18 protein-coding genes are annotated in these 15,437 nt (G+C 51.2%); all 18 read left to right on the plus strand.

What is annotated here, in order from left to right; translation table 11 throughout:
- The first annotated feature begins 36 nt into the window (after positions 1–36).
- Positions 37–495, plus strand: coding sequence for a signal peptidase II (lspA, locus tag JDF658_RS07870; RefSeq protein ID WP_078665067.1), 459 nt, complete (start codon positions 37–39; stop codon positions 493–495).
- Positions 485–1,471 (plus strand): RluA family pseudouridine synthase, encoded by a 987-nt coding sequence (locus tag JDF658_RS07875; protein WP_200805655.1) that lies wholly within the window; start codon positions 485–487, stop codon positions 1,469–1,471. The genes lspA and JDF658_RS07875 overlap by 11 nt, the downstream gene beginning before the upstream one ends.
- A 1-nt stretch (position 1,472) precedes the next feature.
- Entirely contained in the window at positions 1,473–1,793 is a 321-nt protein-coding gene (locus tag JDF658_RS07880; RefSeq protein ID WP_079907083.1) for a metalloregulator ArsR/SmtB family transcription factor, read from the plus strand.
- Between the two features lie 123 nt (positions 1,794–1,916).
- Positions 1,917–3,722, plus strand: a complete 1,806-nt coding sequence (locus JDF658_RS07885; RefSeq protein WP_079907085.1) for a sporulation protein YpjB — start codon at positions 1,917–1,919, stop codon at positions 3,720–3,722.
- Between the two features lie 120 nt (positions 3,723–3,842).
- Positions 3,843–4,769: an MBL fold metallo-hydrolase gene (locus JDF658_RS07890; protein WP_079907087.1), complete on the plus strand. Its 927-nt coding sequence runs from the start codon at positions 3,843–3,845 to the stop codon at positions 4,767–4,769.
- A gap of 125 nt (positions 4,770–4,894) precedes the next feature.
- Entirely contained in the window at positions 4,895–6,403 is a 1,509-nt protein-coding gene (locus JDF658_RS07895; RefSeq protein WP_079907089.1) for a long-chain-fatty-acid--CoA ligase, read from the plus strand.
- 64 nt (positions 6,404–6,467) lie between these two features.
- Positions 6,468–7,055, plus strand: a complete 588-nt coding sequence (locus JDF658_RS07900; protein ID WP_079907091.1) for a TetR/AcrR family transcriptional regulator — start codon at positions 6,468–6,470, stop codon at positions 7,053–7,055.
- A 121-nt stretch (positions 7,056–7,176) separates the two neighbouring features.
- The gene (locus tag JDF658_RS07905; RefSeq protein WP_079907093.1) at positions 7,177–8,526 is read left to right on the plus strand and encodes a TldD/PmbA family protein; all 1,350 of its coding nucleotides are present in this window, start codon (positions 7,177–7,179) and stop codon (positions 8,524–8,526) included.
- A 100-nt stretch (positions 8,527–8,626) separates the two neighbouring features.
- Entirely contained in the window at positions 8,627–9,076 is a 450-nt protein-coding gene (gene aroQ / locus JDF658_RS07910) for a type II 3-dehydroquinate dehydratase (RefSeq protein WP_078666492.1), read from the plus strand.
- On the plus strand, positions 9,073–10,146 hold the full coding sequence (locus tag JDF658_RS07915; protein WP_079907095.1) for a Xaa-Pro peptidase family protein: 1,074 nt from the start codon (positions 9,073–9,075) through the stop codon (positions 10,144–10,146). The genes aroQ and JDF658_RS07915 overlap by 4 nt, the downstream gene beginning before the upstream one ends.
- 27 nt (positions 10,147–10,173) lie before the next feature.
- Entirely contained in the window at positions 10,174–10,731 is a 558-nt protein-coding gene (gene efp, locus JDF658_RS07920; RefSeq protein ID WP_078666494.1) for an elongation factor P, read from the plus strand.
- 58 nt (positions 10,732–10,789) lie between these two features.
- Entirely contained in the window at positions 10,790–11,257 is a 468-nt protein-coding gene (locus tag JDF658_RS07925; protein ID WP_079907096.1) for a CD1247 N-terminal domain-containing protein, read from the plus strand.
- Positions 11,258–11,362: 105 nt separating this feature from the next.
- The gene (spoIIIAA, locus tag JDF658_RS07930) at positions 11,363–12,283 is read left to right on the plus strand and encodes a stage III sporulation protein AA (protein WP_375804197.1); all 921 of its coding nucleotides are present in this window, start codon (positions 11,363–11,365) and stop codon (positions 12,281–12,283) included.
- 12 nt (positions 12,284–12,295) lie between these two features.
- Positions 12,296–12,817, plus strand: coding sequence for a hypothetical protein (locus JDF658_RS07935; protein WP_078666497.1), 522 nt, complete (start codon positions 12,296–12,298; stop codon positions 12,815–12,817).
- Between the two features lie 14 nt (positions 12,818–12,831).
- On the plus strand, positions 12,832–13,038 hold the full coding sequence (gene spoIIIAC / locus JDF658_RS07940; protein ID WP_078666498.1) for a stage III sporulation protein AC: 207 nt from the start codon (positions 12,832–12,834) through the stop codon (positions 13,036–13,038).
- Between the two features lie 13 nt (positions 13,039–13,051).
- Entirely contained in the window at positions 13,052–13,438 is a 387-nt protein-coding gene (gene spoIIIAD / locus JDF658_RS07945; protein WP_078666499.1) for a stage III sporulation protein AD, read from the plus strand.
- A 10-nt stretch (positions 13,439–13,448) separates the two neighbouring features.
- The gene (spoIIIAE, locus tag JDF658_RS07950) at positions 13,449–14,600 is read left to right on the plus strand and encodes a stage III sporulation protein AE (RefSeq protein ID WP_079907100.1); all 1,152 of its coding nucleotides are present in this window, start codon (positions 13,449–13,451) and stop codon (positions 14,598–14,600) included.
- 11 nt (positions 14,601–14,611) lie between these two features.
- Entirely contained in the window at positions 14,612–15,175 is a 564-nt protein-coding gene (locus JDF658_RS07955) for a stage III sporulation protein AF (RefSeq protein ID WP_078666501.1), read from the plus strand.
- Positions 15,176–15,437 lie beyond the last annotated feature (262 nt).

Below are 15,437 nucleotides of genomic sequence, written 5' to 3' on the forward strand. Positions count from 1 at the left end.
AAAATGAGGAGAGCGAAATTTTTTGGAGGGAAGAGAATGTTCTGGAGGCTTTTAGCGGGCTGGCTGGCCCTGGACCAGCTGACCAAATATCTGGTTTTAAATTATCTGCCGGAAGGCAATTCCATCCCAATCTGGCCGGGGGTGTTTCACCTTACCCATGTTTCTAATCCGGGGGCGGCCTTCGGTTTGATGCCTTTTAAGACGGGCCTGTTTTTGCTGGTGGCTCTGGTGGTAGTGGCTGTTGTCTTATTTTACCTGCCCCGGATTGGACGGGAACAGCTCTGGTTGCGGACTGCGCTGGCCTTGCAGGCAGCTGGTGCTATTGGCAATGCCATTGACCGCCTTAGATTTGGTTACGTAGTGGATTTTCTGGACTTTCAGGTTTGGCCTGTGTTCAATGTGGCGGATATCGGCATTACAGTAGGAGTGGGGATGCTGATCTGGCATTTGTGGCAACAGGAGAAAAAGGAGGAAGTATCAGAGCATGAAGGTTAATGAATTCTGGCCTGAAGATGAAGAGGATCTGGAATCTGAGGCTGAAACAGCTGAGGTGGAAGAACGAAGCTGGCAGGTAGAGCCAGAGTGGGCGGGCACCAGGCTGGATTTAGCATTGGCCAGAAAATATGATGATTTGAGTCGCAGTCGCGTACAAACTCTCATTGATGAAGGTCAGGTTCAGGTTAATGGTCAAAAAATAAAAGCCAACTATAAATTAAAAGCTGGAGATGAAGTCAATCTGCAGGTTCCTGTCCCTCGGCCCCTGACGGTAGAGCCGGAGCCCATTCCCCTGGAGGTGGTCTATGAGGACCAGGATGTAATTGTTATCAATAAACCCAGGGGCCTGGTGGTTCATCCGGCGGTAGGTCACTGGACGGGGACACTGGTCAATGCCTTGCTCTGGCACTGTAAGGACCTGTCAGGTATCAATGGCCAGCTGCGGCCGGGGATTGTCCATCGCCTGGACCGGGATACTTCCGGCCTTCTGATGGTGGCCAAAAATGACTGGGCCCACCAGCAGTTGGCCCTTCAGATCAAGGAACGTTCAGTCAACCGCCGCTATCTGGCTTTAGTTCATGGTAATATCACAGAGCCAGCGGGAATAGTGGATGCCCCTATCGGCCGGGATCCTAAAGACCGGCAACGCATGGCAGTTAACGTCAAAAACGGGAAACCTGCCTTTACCCGGTACTGGGTGAAAGAGCGCTTTGGTGATTATACCCTGGTGGAATGTAAACTGGAAACAGGTCGCACCCACCAAATTCGGGTACACATGGCCTATCTGGGTTATCCGGTAGTAGGGGACCCCAAGTATGGCCCCCAAAAAGCCCATTTTGGCCTGGCAGGGCAATTGCTCCATGCTTATCTGCTGGGGTTTAAACATCCGCGCACGGGGGAATATCTGGAATTTACTGCTCCACTTCCGGCAGAGATGGAGGACGTACTGGCACAATTGCGAAGGAGGCAAGCTTAACATGGAGGATAAAGTATGGCGACTTCAAGCAGACATACTAAAAGCCCTGGCCCATCCGTTGCGTTTGCAGATACTGGAGAAATTGCGCCAGGGGGAAGTGTGTGTCTGTCAGTTTATTGCGGATTTACAGGCGGACCAGGCCAATATCTCCCAGCATCTGGCGATCCTGCGCCGGCAGGGCCTGGTGAGCAGCCGACGGGAAGGGAGCTGGGTACATTACAGGATAGTGCATCCCGAGGTGCTGGTCATTCTGGATCAGGTAAAGGGTATCATCAGCCGGGAGGCTCAGCAAAAAGCGGAACTGGCAAAAGCTGTCGACTGAAGGACGACAGCTTTTTATTTTGTTTATAGTACAAATGGACTAAAAAAGGACTATAGCCATTGACAATGACTTTCATTAGCAGTATAATGCAATTGAAAATCATTATCATAAGGAGGAACAACAATGAAAGTCAAACAATGGCTAGCGGCATTAGGGGTGTCCACCATTTTGCTTACAACCAGCTCCGTCTGGGCCGCAACAAAAATGCCAGCAGAAGCTACTGCCAAAATCCCGGCTTTATTGCGTGTCCTGGAGGAAACGGAAGAGGCGGTAAAAAAGGGTGAAAATACCGAGGCTTTAAAGGAAATCAAGGAATTTTATGAGCTATACGAAGGAATTGAAACCCAGGTCAAGGCAGTAGCTGCTAAAGAACATGAGAAAATTGAGGAACATGTGGATGAGGTTAAAAAACTGCTGGCTGCCAGGCAGGTGAAAAGCGAAGAGGTAGAGCAACATCTTGAAGCGATTGCCGGTGAATTAAAAGAACTGTCCGGCCAGGAAGATGCTGCTGAAGGTAAGACAGTAGATGTGGCTGCCAAACAAAAAGAGTTAAAGGAAATCTTCGAAAAAGCGGAAGCAGCCGCAAAGGCAGGAGATTGGAATAAAGTAAAAGAGGAAATCGGGGAATTTTATCTGGGCTATGAAACCATTGAGAAACAGGTAGAGGTATCTAACCGGGAGGCCCATGAAGCTATTGAAGCAGGAGTAGATGAGATTAAATCCCTGTTGGCCCGGAATCCGGTTTCCGCAGAGAAGGTAAAAGAGGCCATGGAAAAAATCGAATCCGGACTGGTTGCCATCGCACCGGCTGAGCAGAAAGCTGAAGGCAAAGTTAAAGTGCTGGCTGAGTTGCAGGAAAAACTGGAAGCAGCTTTGCAAGCTGTGGAAGAACAAAACTGGGAGAAAGCCAAAGCTGAACTGGCAGAATTCTATGAGAAATATGAAGTAATTGAGGCAGAAGTCAAGGCCAGTCAGAAAGGCTTGCACGAACAAATTGAAAATACTCTGGATGAAGCCAAGAAACTTTTAGCAACTTCTGCTCCTGAACAGGGAAAAATCAAGGAAAAGGTAGAAGCCCTTGAGGCCCTGGTCAAGCAACTGCAAGATGAAAAAGCCCCAGGGGAAGAAGCTCAGGTCCAAAAAGGCAATATGAGTGGCATAATCGATTCCGCCACTATTCTACTGCGAGAAGGTTTCGAGGCCTTGCTGGTGTTTGCAGCTTTACTGGCTTTTTTGCGCAAGGCTGGACAAAATGACAAAGTGAAATATCTTTATGCTGGCGCTATCCTCGGTGTTGTGGCCTCTTTCCTGGTGGCGTGGGTCTTTGGTGCTGCCTTTACTGCCAATGTGGCTAACCGGGAAATCGCTGAAGGGGCAATTTCTCTTATCGCAGCTGGCATGTTGTTCTATGTAAGTTACTGGTTAATCAGCAAAGCCAATGCTGAACAGTGGCAAAAATATATTTCCGGTCAGACGCAGGCGTCCCTGGCGCAAAATAATGTCCTGTCCCTGGCTTTTGTAGCCTTTCTGGCGGTATTCCGGGAAGGATTTGAAACAGTTCTGTTTTACGCTGCCCTGATCCCTCAGATTGGCTGGGCCAGTGCTGGTACCGGTATGGTTATTGCCACTGCCGCTCTGGCGGCTGTTGCCGTTGCCATTTTCGTCTTCGGGATGAAGGTTCCCATTAAACCTTTCTTCACCATTACCGGGGTCTTGCTCTATTATCTGGCCTTTAAATTTACCGGAGTGGGGATTCACGAATTGCAGGAAGGAAAGGTTGTTGGTGAAACGATCATTCCCTGGATTCCCAAAGTGCAAGGGATTGGCCTGTATCCTTCCATGGAATCCCTGGCAGCCCAGGGCCTATTGCTGGCAGCTGCTGTAATAGCATTAATCTGGGTATTAAAGAACAAACCTGCCCGGAATTAGGTTAATTCAAACTGCTCCCTGCTTAATAAAAGCAGGGAGTTTGTTTTTTGTCTTGCAGATTATGGTGGAATAGTATATACTTTTTTTCATGAACAGTTATTCATTAAGGGGGCAATGTAGATGCAACTGACAGTTCCTACACCTTTTCCGGTGGGGCCGGTTAACTTATATGCCTTACAGGGGGAAAAGGGTTTTTATTTAATTGATGCCGGGGTGGCGACCCCTGAAGCCCGGCAGCTGATTAAGGACTGGCTGCCTGCTCCTTTGCAGGGTGTACTGGTTACCCATGGCCATCCCGACCATCTGGGGCTGGCAGCGGAAATAGCCCGTGAGCATAATTGTCCGGTCTACTTAAATGAAGATGAGTTTCAACGATTAAAGGAGCCGGGAAGCCAGGCTCTGGCCAGGGCGGAGCTGCTGATCCAGGGCGGCGTGCCAGGGGAGATGCTGGCGGAATTAACGGAAGTTTACCAGAAGTCGCGGCAATCCTATGTAGTGCCTTTGCAGGATGTAGAAGTAAGGGCATTAAAAGCCGGAGATGTTTTTGAAACGGTACAGGGCCCGCTGGAAACCCTGTTTACTCCCGGACACTCAGCGGGACATTGTTGTTTTTATCTGCGTCAGCATGGAATTCTCTATTCCGGGGACCACATTTTAAGCGATATTTCCCCCAATCCCATTCTGGACAAGGGTAAGGATGGCCAGCGGCGGCGGTCAATGCTGGAGTACTTGCAGAGCGTGGAAATGGTAGCAGCATTGCCGGTAAAGCTGGTCTATCCGGGCCATGGCCAGCCCTTTACTGATCTGGCCGCGGTTCTGGCGCGGTTCCGTGACTATCATCAACAGCGGGAGCAAACGGTAATGGCAGCCCTGGATATCACGCCCCAAACTCCCTACCAAATAGCTTGCCAGGTGTATCCCGACATGAAGGCCCTGGATGTTTTCCTGGGCATCTCCAAGGTCTGGGGGCATCTGGACCTGCTAGAACAGGAAGGAAAAGTGACAGTAACCGCTAAAGATAATGTTCACTATTACAGCCTCCGTTAGGGGGCTGTTTTTGGCATTTCATGGACGATTTTCGACCTTTCGGCGAAATGAATATATTTTCAGAAAATAATACTTTACAATCAAAGGAGGGGAATGAGCGTTCATTCATAGGGAGGTAAGAGACAATGAACTTGCGGGAGAATTTATTTAATAGTGTACAGCAAAGGGGAGAGGCGGAGGCCTATACTTATCTTGGTAAAACCTGCTCCTACACGGAACTGGGACAGCAGGTAGCCAGGCTGGCGGGTAAATTGCGAGAACTTGGGGTTAAGGAAGATTGTTCTGTAGCTTTGATTTTGCCCAATTCGGCGGAATTTCTCATCACCTATTATGCTGTGGTTAGCCTGGGTGCCCGTGTGATTCCCATTAATCCCCTTTATACCAGAGATGAGATCGGCTATATTCTGATGGACAGTCAGTCTGTCGGGGTTGTGACTTTACCACAGATTGCTGCAGCTTTGCTGGAGTATAGAGCTTACTTGCCGCATTTGAGCTGGGTAATTGCCTGTGGAGAAAAGGTAGAGGGGGCCATTAGCTGGGCTGAGGCTTTAGAGGCAGTGCCTTTAACCAGCTGGCCGGAGCTACATGAAGATGATGTAGCGGTAATCCTCTACACCTCTGGCACCACCGGGAAGCCGAAGGGAGCTATGCTCACTCATAAAAATCTTTGTTCCAATGCAGAGTCATTACGGCATTATGTCCGGGCTACTGCAGATGATCGTTTTGTAGTTGTTTTGCCTATGTTCCATGTGTTTTGCATGACTGTCTGCATGAATATGGCCGTACTGGTAGGAAGTCCGATGTATATCCTGCCCAAATTCTCACCAGCTGAAGTGGTAAATGTGATCAGGGACTGGCAGGCAACAGTCTTTGCCGGGGTGCCGACGATGTACAATTTTATTATGCAAATTCCTAACGCTCGTCCGGAAGATTTTCGCAGTTTGCGGCTGGCCATTTCCGGGGGAGCTTCTTTGCCGGTAGAGCTGTTGCGCAATTTCGAAGCCAAATTCCGGACTATTATTCTGGAAGGTTATGGGCTCTCTGAAGCAAGTCCGGTAGTGTCCTTCAACCCCATTGATGGGGCCCGCAAACCTGGGTCCATTGGTTTGACCATTCCAGGGGTGGAGGTGAAAATTGTGGATGACAATGACCGCGAACTACCGGCAGGAGAAGTAGGAGAACTGGTTGTAAAGGGACCGAATGTCATGGCCGGTTATTTCAATAATCCAGCAGCTACGGCGGAAGCCTTGCGGAACGGCTGGCTGCATACCGGCGATTTAGCCCGGCGGGATGAAGAGGGTTATCTCTATATTGTAGACCGCAAAAAGGACATGGTCATCGTTGGTGGCTACAATGTTTATCCCCGGGAAGTAGAAGAGGTCTTATATCAGATACCCCAGGTGCTAGAAGCGGCGGTAATCGGTGTGCCAGATCCGGATTATGGTGAAGCGGTAGTGGCCTTTGTCGCTACTAAAGCTGGTCAAACTTTAACTGAGGAAGAGGTTTTAGAGCATTGTCACCAGCATTTGGCTAAATATAAAGTGCCGGCCAAAATAATTATTACGCCGGAGCTTCCCAAAAACAGCACTGGCAAAATTTTGCGGCGGGTGTTGAAAGAGCAGCTCGGGGCTTGACAAATGGCCTTTCCTTGGCTAACATGATAGAGAACCAGAAAAATGATTGGGTGGGGGCAGAGAGATGGCAAAGAAAAAGGGAGAGAAGTATGAGGCCATCCTCGATGCTGCGGTAAAAGTGATTGCTGCCAATGGCTATGCCAACTCCCAGGTCAGCAAGATTGCCAGGGAAGCCGGGGTAGCCGATGGAACCATTTATCTCTATTTCGACAGCAAAGAGGAAATTCTCATTGATTTGTTCAATGAGTTTATGGGCCAGTTTATTGAAGAAGTGCGCCAGGAAATCGCAGCAATGCCGGATGTGGTTAGCAAACTGCGTAAACTGGTGGAAGCTCATCTGACCAAGCTGGAAGCCAGTCCGGATCTGGCCACAGTCACCCAGGTGGAATTGCGCCAGTCCGACCCGCGCTTGCGCCTGGCTCTAGGGGAAACCCTGCGCGGTTATTTCCGTTTGATCGAAGAGCTGATTGAAGAAGGGAAGGCCCAGGGGGTTTTTGCCTCTGATCTGAATAAATATCTGGCCCGGCAAATGATCTTTGGCACCCTGGATGATATTGTTACTCGCTGGGTCTGGAGCCGTCGCCATTACAGTCTGGCGGCCCAGGTACCACAGGTTTTTCAAATGCTGCTACACGGTCTTTGTGGCCGTTAGCATATACCTACCCCCTATCTTTTCGGTTTGGCCCCTTTCGGGCCGTTTTTTCTTTCAGGCAGGAATACGGGCCAGAATGATGAATTATACTAAGCAGAAGATAAAGAAAGGAGTTGGCCGGATGAAACAGGAAGAACTCCTGCGTATAGGGGAACAGGCTCTGGCGTATTTGAAAAAAGCGGGAACGGTGGAAGGGGAAATTTATCTCTCCTCTTCCCGGGAATTGTCAGTAGATGTGGCGAATAGCCAGGTGGAAACCCTGAAAATGGCGGAGGAACAGGGTTTGGGAATTAGAGTGTTTCGGGAAGGCAAACTGGGGTTTGCCTATACCAGTGACTTTTCGCCTGCTGCTGTGCAAAGGGCAGTGGAGCAGGCGCTGGCTAATGCCGTACATACTGCGGCTGACCCGGCCTATGGCCTGCCGGAAAACGCTAAGGACTATCCTGAGCTTCAATTACTAGACCCCCTGCTGGCGCAGACGCCGGTTGAAACCAAAATCGAGCTGGCTAAAAGGGTGGAGGCGCAAGCCCATGCCGCTGATCCGCGGGTAAAAATCACTGAGTCCTGCGGGTATTCCGAAAGCCAGTACACTATCGCCATTGTCAATACCAGAGGTCTGAAGACCAGTTATGAGGGAGGCTACTGTGGGGCTTATGCCTTTGTAGTGGCTGAAGATAAGGGGGAAGCCCAGACTGGATATCACTTTAATTATGCTCTGGATTTTAACAGCCTGAACCCGGAAGAAATCGGGCGGGAAGCGGGTTTGCAGGCAGCCCGCATGCTGGGAGCAGAACCTCTTACCACTGCGACCATGCCAGTGGTATTTGCTCCCCGCATTGCTACCGCTTTCCTGGGCGTGCTGGCTCCGGCTTTGTCCGCAGAGGCCGTTCAAAAAGGCAAGTCCCTCTTTGCCGGCAAAATCGGCAGCAATGTAGCGGCACCGCTGGTTACTCTTATTGATGACGGACGACGGCCAGGAGCGATTATGTCCGCTCCCTTTGACGGGGAAGGAGTGCCTTCCCAGGAGACCATCCTGATTCAGGCCGGGCGACTGGACAGCTTTTTATACAACACTTATGCAGCCCGCAAGGAAGGCAAACAGTCTACTGGAAATGGTCAGCGGCCCAGTGGGTTTAAAGGCACTCCTGAAATCGGTACTACCAATTTCTTTCTCGCACCTGGACCCGTCAGTCCTGAGCAGATGCTGGCAGAGATTGAATATGGTTTCTATGTCACGGAAGTAATGGGCATGCATACAGCCAACCCCATTTCCGGGGATTTTTCCGTTGGAGCAGCCGGTTTCCTGATTGAGAAAGGCCAGTTAACCAAACCGGTACGGGGAGTGGCACTGGCCGGCAATCTGGCTGAGCTACTGCAAAAAATCGATGCCATTGCTGATGACCTGACCTTTTTTGGCGGCAAAGGCTCACCAACTGTGCGCATTCAAGCCATGCCCGTCAGTGGCAAGTAGCAGTCTGGCATGTCGGATTTTTTCCGGCATGCTTCTTTATTCCCTTGACTACTTGTGGTAAAATATTGTACTGATGGGTTTAAGACAGGTGGTGAAAAGGATGAAAAAAGTTCTGGTTTTAAATGGACCAAATCTAAATTTGCTGGGGATCAGAGAACCAGGGGTTTACGGGGAAACTACCCTGGTGGAGATCAACCGTATGATGGAAAAACTGGGGCGCCAGTTTGGCCTGGAGCTGGAGTTTTTTCAGTCCAATCACGAGGGCAGTTTGATTGACCGCATTCACCAGGCCTATGGCCGCTGTCAGGCTATTATTATCAATCCCGGGGCCCTGACTCATTACAGTTTTGCCCTGCGGGATGCCCTGAAAGCGGTGAATCTGCCGGTAGTGGAGGTGCACCTGACCAATATCCATGCCCGGGAACATTTCCGGCAGCTTTCGGTTATTGCCGATGTAGCAGCTGGAACCATATGCGGGTTCGGGCCGGAAAGCTACATGCTGGCAGTGCAGGCAGTTGCGGCTTTACTGGCCAAGGAGGAAAATCAATGAATTCAAGAGTACATAAGTTGAGACAATATTTGCAACAGGAAAAACTGGAGGGCTATCTGGTCAACCGGCCGGAGAACCGCCGCTACCTCAGCGGTTTTACCGGCAGTAATGGCTGGTTGTTGATTACGGAACAGGATACCCTGCTGTTGACGGATTTTCGCTATCTAGAACAGGCTGCAGCCCAGGCGGAGGGCTGGCAGGTAATCGACCTGGGCAATCAGCCCATAGAAAAACTGGTGCAGACCATCAGGGAGACCGGTATCAGTAATGTAGGTTTTGAAGCGGATTTTCTGCCCTATAAACAGGGACAAACCCTGCAGGAAAAACTTAAGCCCCTGGAACTGGTGGCCCGGGAAGGGCTGGTGGAACGGCTGCGCTGGCTCAAAGATGAACAGGAGCTGGCTCTGATCGAAAAAGCAGTACATATTGCCGACCAGGCCTTTGAGCGCTTGCTACCTGTAATTAAACCCGGGATTTCGGAACTGGAACTGGCTCTGGAATTGGAATTTATTCTGCGGCGGCTGGGCAGTGAAGGGCTGGCTTTTCCTTCTATCGTGGCCTCCGGGCCCCGTTCTTCCTTGCCTCATGCTACTCCCAGCCAACGGCAGCTGCAGGCCGGGGATTTCCTCAAACTGGATTTTGGGGCAGTCTGGCAGGGTTATCATTCGGATATGACCCGAACAGTGGTGCTGGGGAAAGCCACGGCAGAACAGAAAAAAGTTTATGAAACCGTGCTGGCGGCGCAGCTACAGGCTCTGGCTGTCATCCGGCCGGGATTAACAGGACGGGAAGTGGACAAAGTGGCCCGGGATCTGATCAGCGCTGCCGGTTATGGCCGGAATTTTGGCCATGGTCTGGGCCACAGTCTGGGTCTGGTGATCCATGAAGAACCACGCCTTTCTCCCCAGGGAGATGTGACCCTTGCTCCCGGGATGGTATTGACTGTTGAACCGGGAATTTACCTGCCCGGCTGGGGTGGGGTAAGGATTGAGGATGTGGTTGTTGTTACTCCTGAGGGTTGCCGGGTGTTGACCAAAGCTCCGAAGACCCTTTTGGAAATAGAACTCTAGAGATAAAACAGGAGGTTGAGTTAACAGATGATTTCTTCCAACGATTTTCGTAATGGCATGACCATTGAGGTCGAAGGAGATGTTTATCAGATCGTGGAATTTCAGCACGTCAAACCGGGTAAGGGTGCTGCTTTTGTGCGCACCAAGCTGAAAAATGTGCGTACCGGTGCTGTCATTGAGAGAACTTTCAATGCCGGAGAGAAAGTGCCCAAAGCCCATGTGGAACGGAAAGAAATGCAGTATCTCTATAATGATGGCGAAAACTACAACTTTATGGATATGGAAACCTATGACCAGGTCATGTTGTCCAAAGAGCAACTGGGAGATGCCATCAAGTGGCTTAAAGACAATATGAATATCCATGTGTTGATGTTCCAGGGACAGACCATCGGGGTAGAAGTGCCCAATTTTGTAGAACTGAAAGTAGTGGATACTCCGCCGGGAATCAAGGGTGATACTGCTTCCGGCGGTTCCAAACCGGCCACTCTGGAAACCGGAGCGGTGGTACAGGTGCCCTTCTTTGTGGAAACCGGTGATGTCCTGCAAATCGATACCCGGACCGGCACCTATATCAAACGGGTATAATTGTTGACCTGGCGGGAAAACCTAAGGGGCAGGATTGAAAGAGAAAGGGGATGAAAATATGAAAACCCTGAAACAACGGGTAAGCTATCTCAAAGGACTGGCAGATGGGCTGAATATCAATAGTGAAACCAGGGAAGGGCGTTTGCTGGTAGAAGTCATCGATGTGCTCAAGCATATGGCTGAGAAGATCGATGAACTGGATGAAGCCTATGAAGAACTGGCTGATTATGTAGAGTCCATTGATGAGGATCTGGAAGAGCTGGAAGAGGAGCTGGATACTGTCTGCGACTGTGGCCATGACCATGATGAGTTTGAAGATCTGGATGAAGATGAATTTGTCGATGTGGAATGCCCCAACTGCCATGAAATAGTGGCCTTTGAACGGGATATCATTGATGATGAGGATTTGATTGAAGTAACCTGCCCCAATTGTGACACAGTAGTGTTTGTTAATGACCAGGATGTAGACTGGTCAGAAGTGGAAAAAGCTGGCCAACAAGCCAGAGCTGAAGAAGAAGATATTTAAATTTAATATACTGCAACGGAAAACCTGGAGGCGATTTGCCTTCAGGTTTTTTTCATGCTGGCATAAAGTAGACAAGTTCGCATATACATGGGTACAGAAAGGGGGGTGAGGGGGTTGGAAAAGATAGCAGCCTGGCTGGCTCCTAACCTGGCTGCAGCGGTGCTGACAGTACCGCCTGAGCGCTGGCCCCTGGTGGAGGAAATCCGGTTGCGGGCTGGGCGACCGCTGCAGCTGCGGCTGGGAGATGAGGAGATGTGGCCGCGGCTGGAAGGAGAGCCGGTACTGGTTACCGCTGAGGATATTGCCCGGACCCTGAATATAATGACGGCTGCTTCCATTTATGCCTATGAGGCGGAATTGAGCAAGGGATATCTTACCCTACCCGGTGGACACCGGGTGGGTATTGCCGGCAAGGTGCTAAGGGACGGCAACAAAATCCGGGGTTTTCAGCATTTCGGTTCCCTCAATATCCGCCTGGCCCGGCAGTATCCAGGGGTAGGAGAAAAGCTATTGCCCCAGCTGCTGGATAAAGTAACAGGCAGACTTCATAGCACCCTGATTATCTCGCCACCGCGCTGTGGGAAAACCACCTTGCTCAGAGATTTAGTCAGGCTGGCTAGTAGCGGCTGGCCGGCAGCCGGACTGGCCCCTCTGACTGTGGGCCTGGTGGACGAGCGGTCGGAAATTGCCGGCTGTTATCAAGGGATACCTCAGCTGGAAGTTGGCCCCCGCACCGATGTGCTGGATGGCTGTCCTAAAGCGGAAGGGCTGTCTATGTTAATTCGCACCATGGGGCCGGAACTGGTAGTCTGTGATGAAATCGGAACTGCTGCTGACCAGCAGGCGTTGCTGGAAGCAGCCAATAGCGGGGCAATTTTGCTGGCCAGTATCCATGGGGCCGGGATCAATGATCTGGCCCGCCGGCCGTTTGGACGGGAATTGCTGGCCCTGCGCCTTTTCCAGAGAATCGTAGTGTTAAGCCGCCGGGAAGGGCCGGGGACAGTGGAAAAAGTTTACCTGCGCTGAGGAGGTGAAATTATGTGGCTGAAACTGGCCGGGATGCTGCTGGTAGTGGGGTCATCCTCAGCAGCCGGATTGACTATAGCTGGACAGTTGCGAAAAAGACCCCAGCTGCTGGCGGCCTTGCAGAACGGGTTACAGGTCCTGGAAACCCAGATCGTTTTCGGGGCGGTGCCATTAGCGGATGCTTTTTTGCATTGCGGAGCAGTGAATCAGGGGGCAGTAGGAGAGCTGTTTTTGCTGGCTGCCGCCAAAATGCAGGGGAACAAAGGTAAAACCGGTGGCGAAGTCTGGCAAGAGGCTGTAGAAGACTGGTGGCGGAACCAGCCTTTAACCCCTGTTGACCGGGAGGTGCTGGCCAGTCTGGGAGGCAGTCTGGGCAATTCTGACCGCCTGGACCAGGCCAAACATCTGGCCCTGGTTCGCCAGCAATTAGCCCAGCAGGAGGAAGTAGCCAGGGCAGCAGCCCGGCGTTATTGCCGGCCGGTCAGTTATCTGGGCTTACTGGGGGGCCTGGCTCTTACCATATTATTGCTCTGACGGGAGGTATAAACATGAAAATCGTCAATTTACAGCTCTTGTTTCAAATTGCTGGCCTGGGCGTGTTACTGATGGTGATTATGGCTGTATTGAAAGAGGCTAAAAATGAGGAGATCGGCAAAATGGCGGTACTGGCCGGGATAGTAATGGTGCTGGTGGTAGTAGTCAAGCTGCTGGGGGACCTCTTCCAGGAAGTCAAAAGCGTCTTTATGCTCTACTGACGGGGTGAGGGCGATGGAAATCATACAGGTAGTAGGAGTGGCCCTGCTGGCCAGTTTGCTGATTCTGGTGTTAAAACAGATTCGGCCGGAACTGGCCCTGTTTGTCACTCTGGTTGTAGCAGCGGGCTTGTTTGGCCTGGTTCTTACCAAGGTGGGAGCAATTTTTGATATTCTGCAACAGCTGGCCAGTAAAGCCAATGTCAACCAGGCTTACCTGGGGACGGTGCTGAAAATAATCGGCATCGCTTATATAGCCGAATTCGGGGCCCAGGTTTGCCGGGATGCGGGAGAAGGAGCCATTGCTGGCAAGGTAGAGCTGGTAGCCAAAATCCTGATTCTGATCCTGGCGGTGCCGGTCATTCTGGCCATCATCCAGTCGGTCCTGGGGCTGATGCCATGAGGTGAAGAATATGAAAAGAAAACTGTTAATAATTCTGTTATTAGTCAGCCTGGTTCTGGCGGCTGGAATCCAGCCGGTACTGGCCGCCAGCCCGGAAAACCAGGTGGATCTCAGTGGCTTGCAGGAATACCTGGCTCGCATAGACCGGGAGCTGGCCCCCTATATGCCCCAGATCAATTTTCGGAATCTGCTGGAGAGTTTGAAACGGGGCGAGTGGTCTCTCGGTGTGGGACAAGTATTGAGTGGATTGCTTAGTTTTTTCTCCCGCCAGCTTCTGGCCAACCTGAAACTGCTGGGTCAGCTGCTGGTGCTAGGGGTCCTGCTGGGGTTAACGCGGACGGTAGCTGATTCCCTGGAAAACGAGGGAGTGGCGGAAACAGCGGCGGCTATCATCTATTTAGTAGTGTTCACGATTGTTTTGAAAACCTTTGCCGTTACGGCTGGAGTTGCAATTGATGGGGTTAAGGAAATGACCCGGTTTATTCAGATTCTGGCACCTGTACTGTTAACCCTGGTGGTATTAACCGGCTCCTTTCTCGGTTCCTCCTTTTTCAGTACTATGCTGGTAGGAGCGGCAACCCTTACCGCTACTTTGATGGAATTTGTGGTAATACCTCTCATTGGTCTGGCTGCTTTACTGGGACTGGTTAATGAGGTAACCGGCAAAGTTCAAGTCAGCAAACTGGCCGGGTTACTGCGTACCGGTGCAGTTTTTGCTATCGGCCTCTTGATGACGGTGGTACTGGGCGTTATATCCGTCCAGGGGGTAGGCAGTGGTGTAGCTGACGGGGTAGCTTTGCGAACGGCCAAATTTGCCACCGATGCTCTGGTCCCGGTGGTAGGTGGCATGCTCAGTGATGCTGTGGAAACGGTGGTGAGCGGGGCGGTTCTGATGAAAAGTGCAGTGGGTTTGACCGGCCTGGTTATTATTGCTCTCCTGGCCGTACTGCCCGCCTTAAAAATCCTGGCAGTGACTTTTACCTTGAAACTGGCGGCAGCTCTCCTGCAACCTTTGAGTGCCGGTAAACTGGCGGATGCCTTAGAGCAGGTAGACAAAAGCCTGACCCTGATGTTCGGGGCGGTTGCTATTACCGGTTTAATGTTCTTCTTGATGATTTCCGGCTTGATCGCTGCCAGCAATCTGGCTACTGCCTTGCGCTAAGGAGGGGAAATATGGAGCTCTTGCGACAGATTGTAGGACAACTTCTGGTTTTGTCCTTGCTGGCCTTGCTGCTGGAGCTGCTCTTGCCCCGCAGTGGCCTGAAAGGGACTGTACGTCTGGTAATCGGCCTCTTCTTGCTGGTTACAGTGCTAGAACCAATTCTGGGACTAGTCAAGGAAGACTGGAGCAGCCGCTTACAGGCTTTTAGCGGAGGCGGCCTGCCACAAATTGAGACAGCCCTGCGGGAAGGGGAGCGATTACGTCAGGAAGCTCTGGCTGAAAGTGAAAACAGGCTGAAGGAACAACTGTCTCAGCAGGTTAGTGCAGTAGCCGAAAGCATAACCGGTGCCAGGGTGGATAAAATCGATGTCCGGTTGGATACCAGCGGGGGAAAAGTTCAATTACAGGAGCTGACTGTCCAGCTGGAAGCACAGGGGCTGGCCGAGCATCAGAGTGTGGATGTAATGGCCCGGGGTGAGAGCGGGGCAGGGGTGGATACCCGACGCCTGGCGAAAACTCTGGCCCGGCTGTATGGACTTGACCCCGGGCTAATAAAAATAACGGTGGGGAGGTAAGCAGCAGCTTCAGAAAACTAGACTATAATTGATTGTATTTAACTGTTTTGCTACAATAAAAAAATGGAACTATTATCCATTGGAGAAGCAGCAAAGTCCGGCAGGGTTTCGGGGAGCTGATCAGGAATGCCAAAGAAACACGAGAAGAACAAATTTAGCATGACTGTGTGCGGGGAGTTTTTTCCGGAGATTTACCCGACTCACCGGTCTTCGAAGTGGAGCAGGGGCGAAGAAGACCCGCTGACTACGGAGATGCGTCTCT

The organism is Carboxydocella sp. JDF658, from assembly GCF_002049395.1.
Taxonomy (GTDB): Bacteria; Bacillota.

Coding starts and splice junctions, on each gene's coding strand:
- lspA (WP_078665067.1), top strand. CDS start 37: ATGTTCTGGAGGCTTTTAGCGGGCTGGCTGGCCCTGGACCAGCTGACC.
- JDF658_RS07875 (WP_200805655.1), top strand. CDS start 485: ATGAAGGTTAATGAATTCTGGCCTGAAGATGAAGAGGATCTGGAATCT.
- JDF658_RS07880 (WP_079907083.1), top strand. CDS start 1,473: ATGGAGGATAAAGTATGGCGACTTCAAGCAGACATACTAAAAGCCCTG.
- JDF658_RS07885 (WP_079907085.1), top strand. CDS start 1,917: ATGAAAGTCAAACAATGGCTAGCGGCATTAGGGGTGTCCACCATTTTG.
- JDF658_RS07890 (WP_079907087.1), top strand. CDS start 3,843: ATGCAACTGACAGTTCCTACACCTTTTCCGGTGGGGCCGGTTAACTTA.
- JDF658_RS07895 (WP_079907089.1), top strand. CDS start 4,895: ATGAACTTGCGGGAGAATTTATTTAATAGTGTACAGCAAAGGGGAGAG.
- JDF658_RS07900 (WP_079907091.1), top strand. CDS start 6,468: ATGGCAAAGAAAAAGGGAGAGAAGTATGAGGCCATCCTCGATGCTGCG.
- JDF658_RS07905 (WP_079907093.1), top strand. CDS start 7,177: ATGAAACAGGAAGAACTCCTGCGTATAGGGGAACAGGCTCTGGCGTAT.
- aroQ (WP_078666492.1), top strand. CDS start 8,627: ATGAAAAAAGTTCTGGTTTTAAATGGACCAAATCTAAATTTGCTGGGG.
- JDF658_RS07915 (WP_079907095.1), top strand. CDS start 9,073: ATGAATTCAAGAGTACATAAGTTGAGACAATATTTGCAACAGGAAAAA.
- efp (WP_078666494.1), top strand. CDS start 10,174: ATGATTTCTTCCAACGATTTTCGTAATGGCATGACCATTGAGGTCGAA.
- JDF658_RS07925 (WP_079907096.1), top strand. CDS start 10,790: ATGAAAACCCTGAAACAACGGGTAAGCTATCTCAAAGGACTGGCAGAT.
- JDF658_RS07935 (WP_078666497.1), top strand. CDS start 12,296: ATGTGGCTGAAACTGGCCGGGATGCTGCTGGTAGTGGGGTCATCCTCA.
- spoIIIAC (WP_078666498.1), top strand. CDS start 12,832: ATGAAAATCGTCAATTTACAGCTCTTGTTTCAAATTGCTGGCCTGGGC.
- spoIIIAD (WP_078666499.1), top strand. CDS start 13,052: ATGGAAATCATACAGGTAGTAGGAGTGGCCCTGCTGGCCAGTTTGCTG.
- spoIIIAE (WP_079907100.1), top strand. CDS start 13,449: ATGAAAAGAAAACTGTTAATAATTCTGTTATTAGTCAGCCTGGTTCTG.
- JDF658_RS07955 (WP_078666501.1), top strand. CDS start 14,612: ATGGAGCTCTTGCGACAGATTGTAGGACAACTTCTGGTTTTGTCCTTG.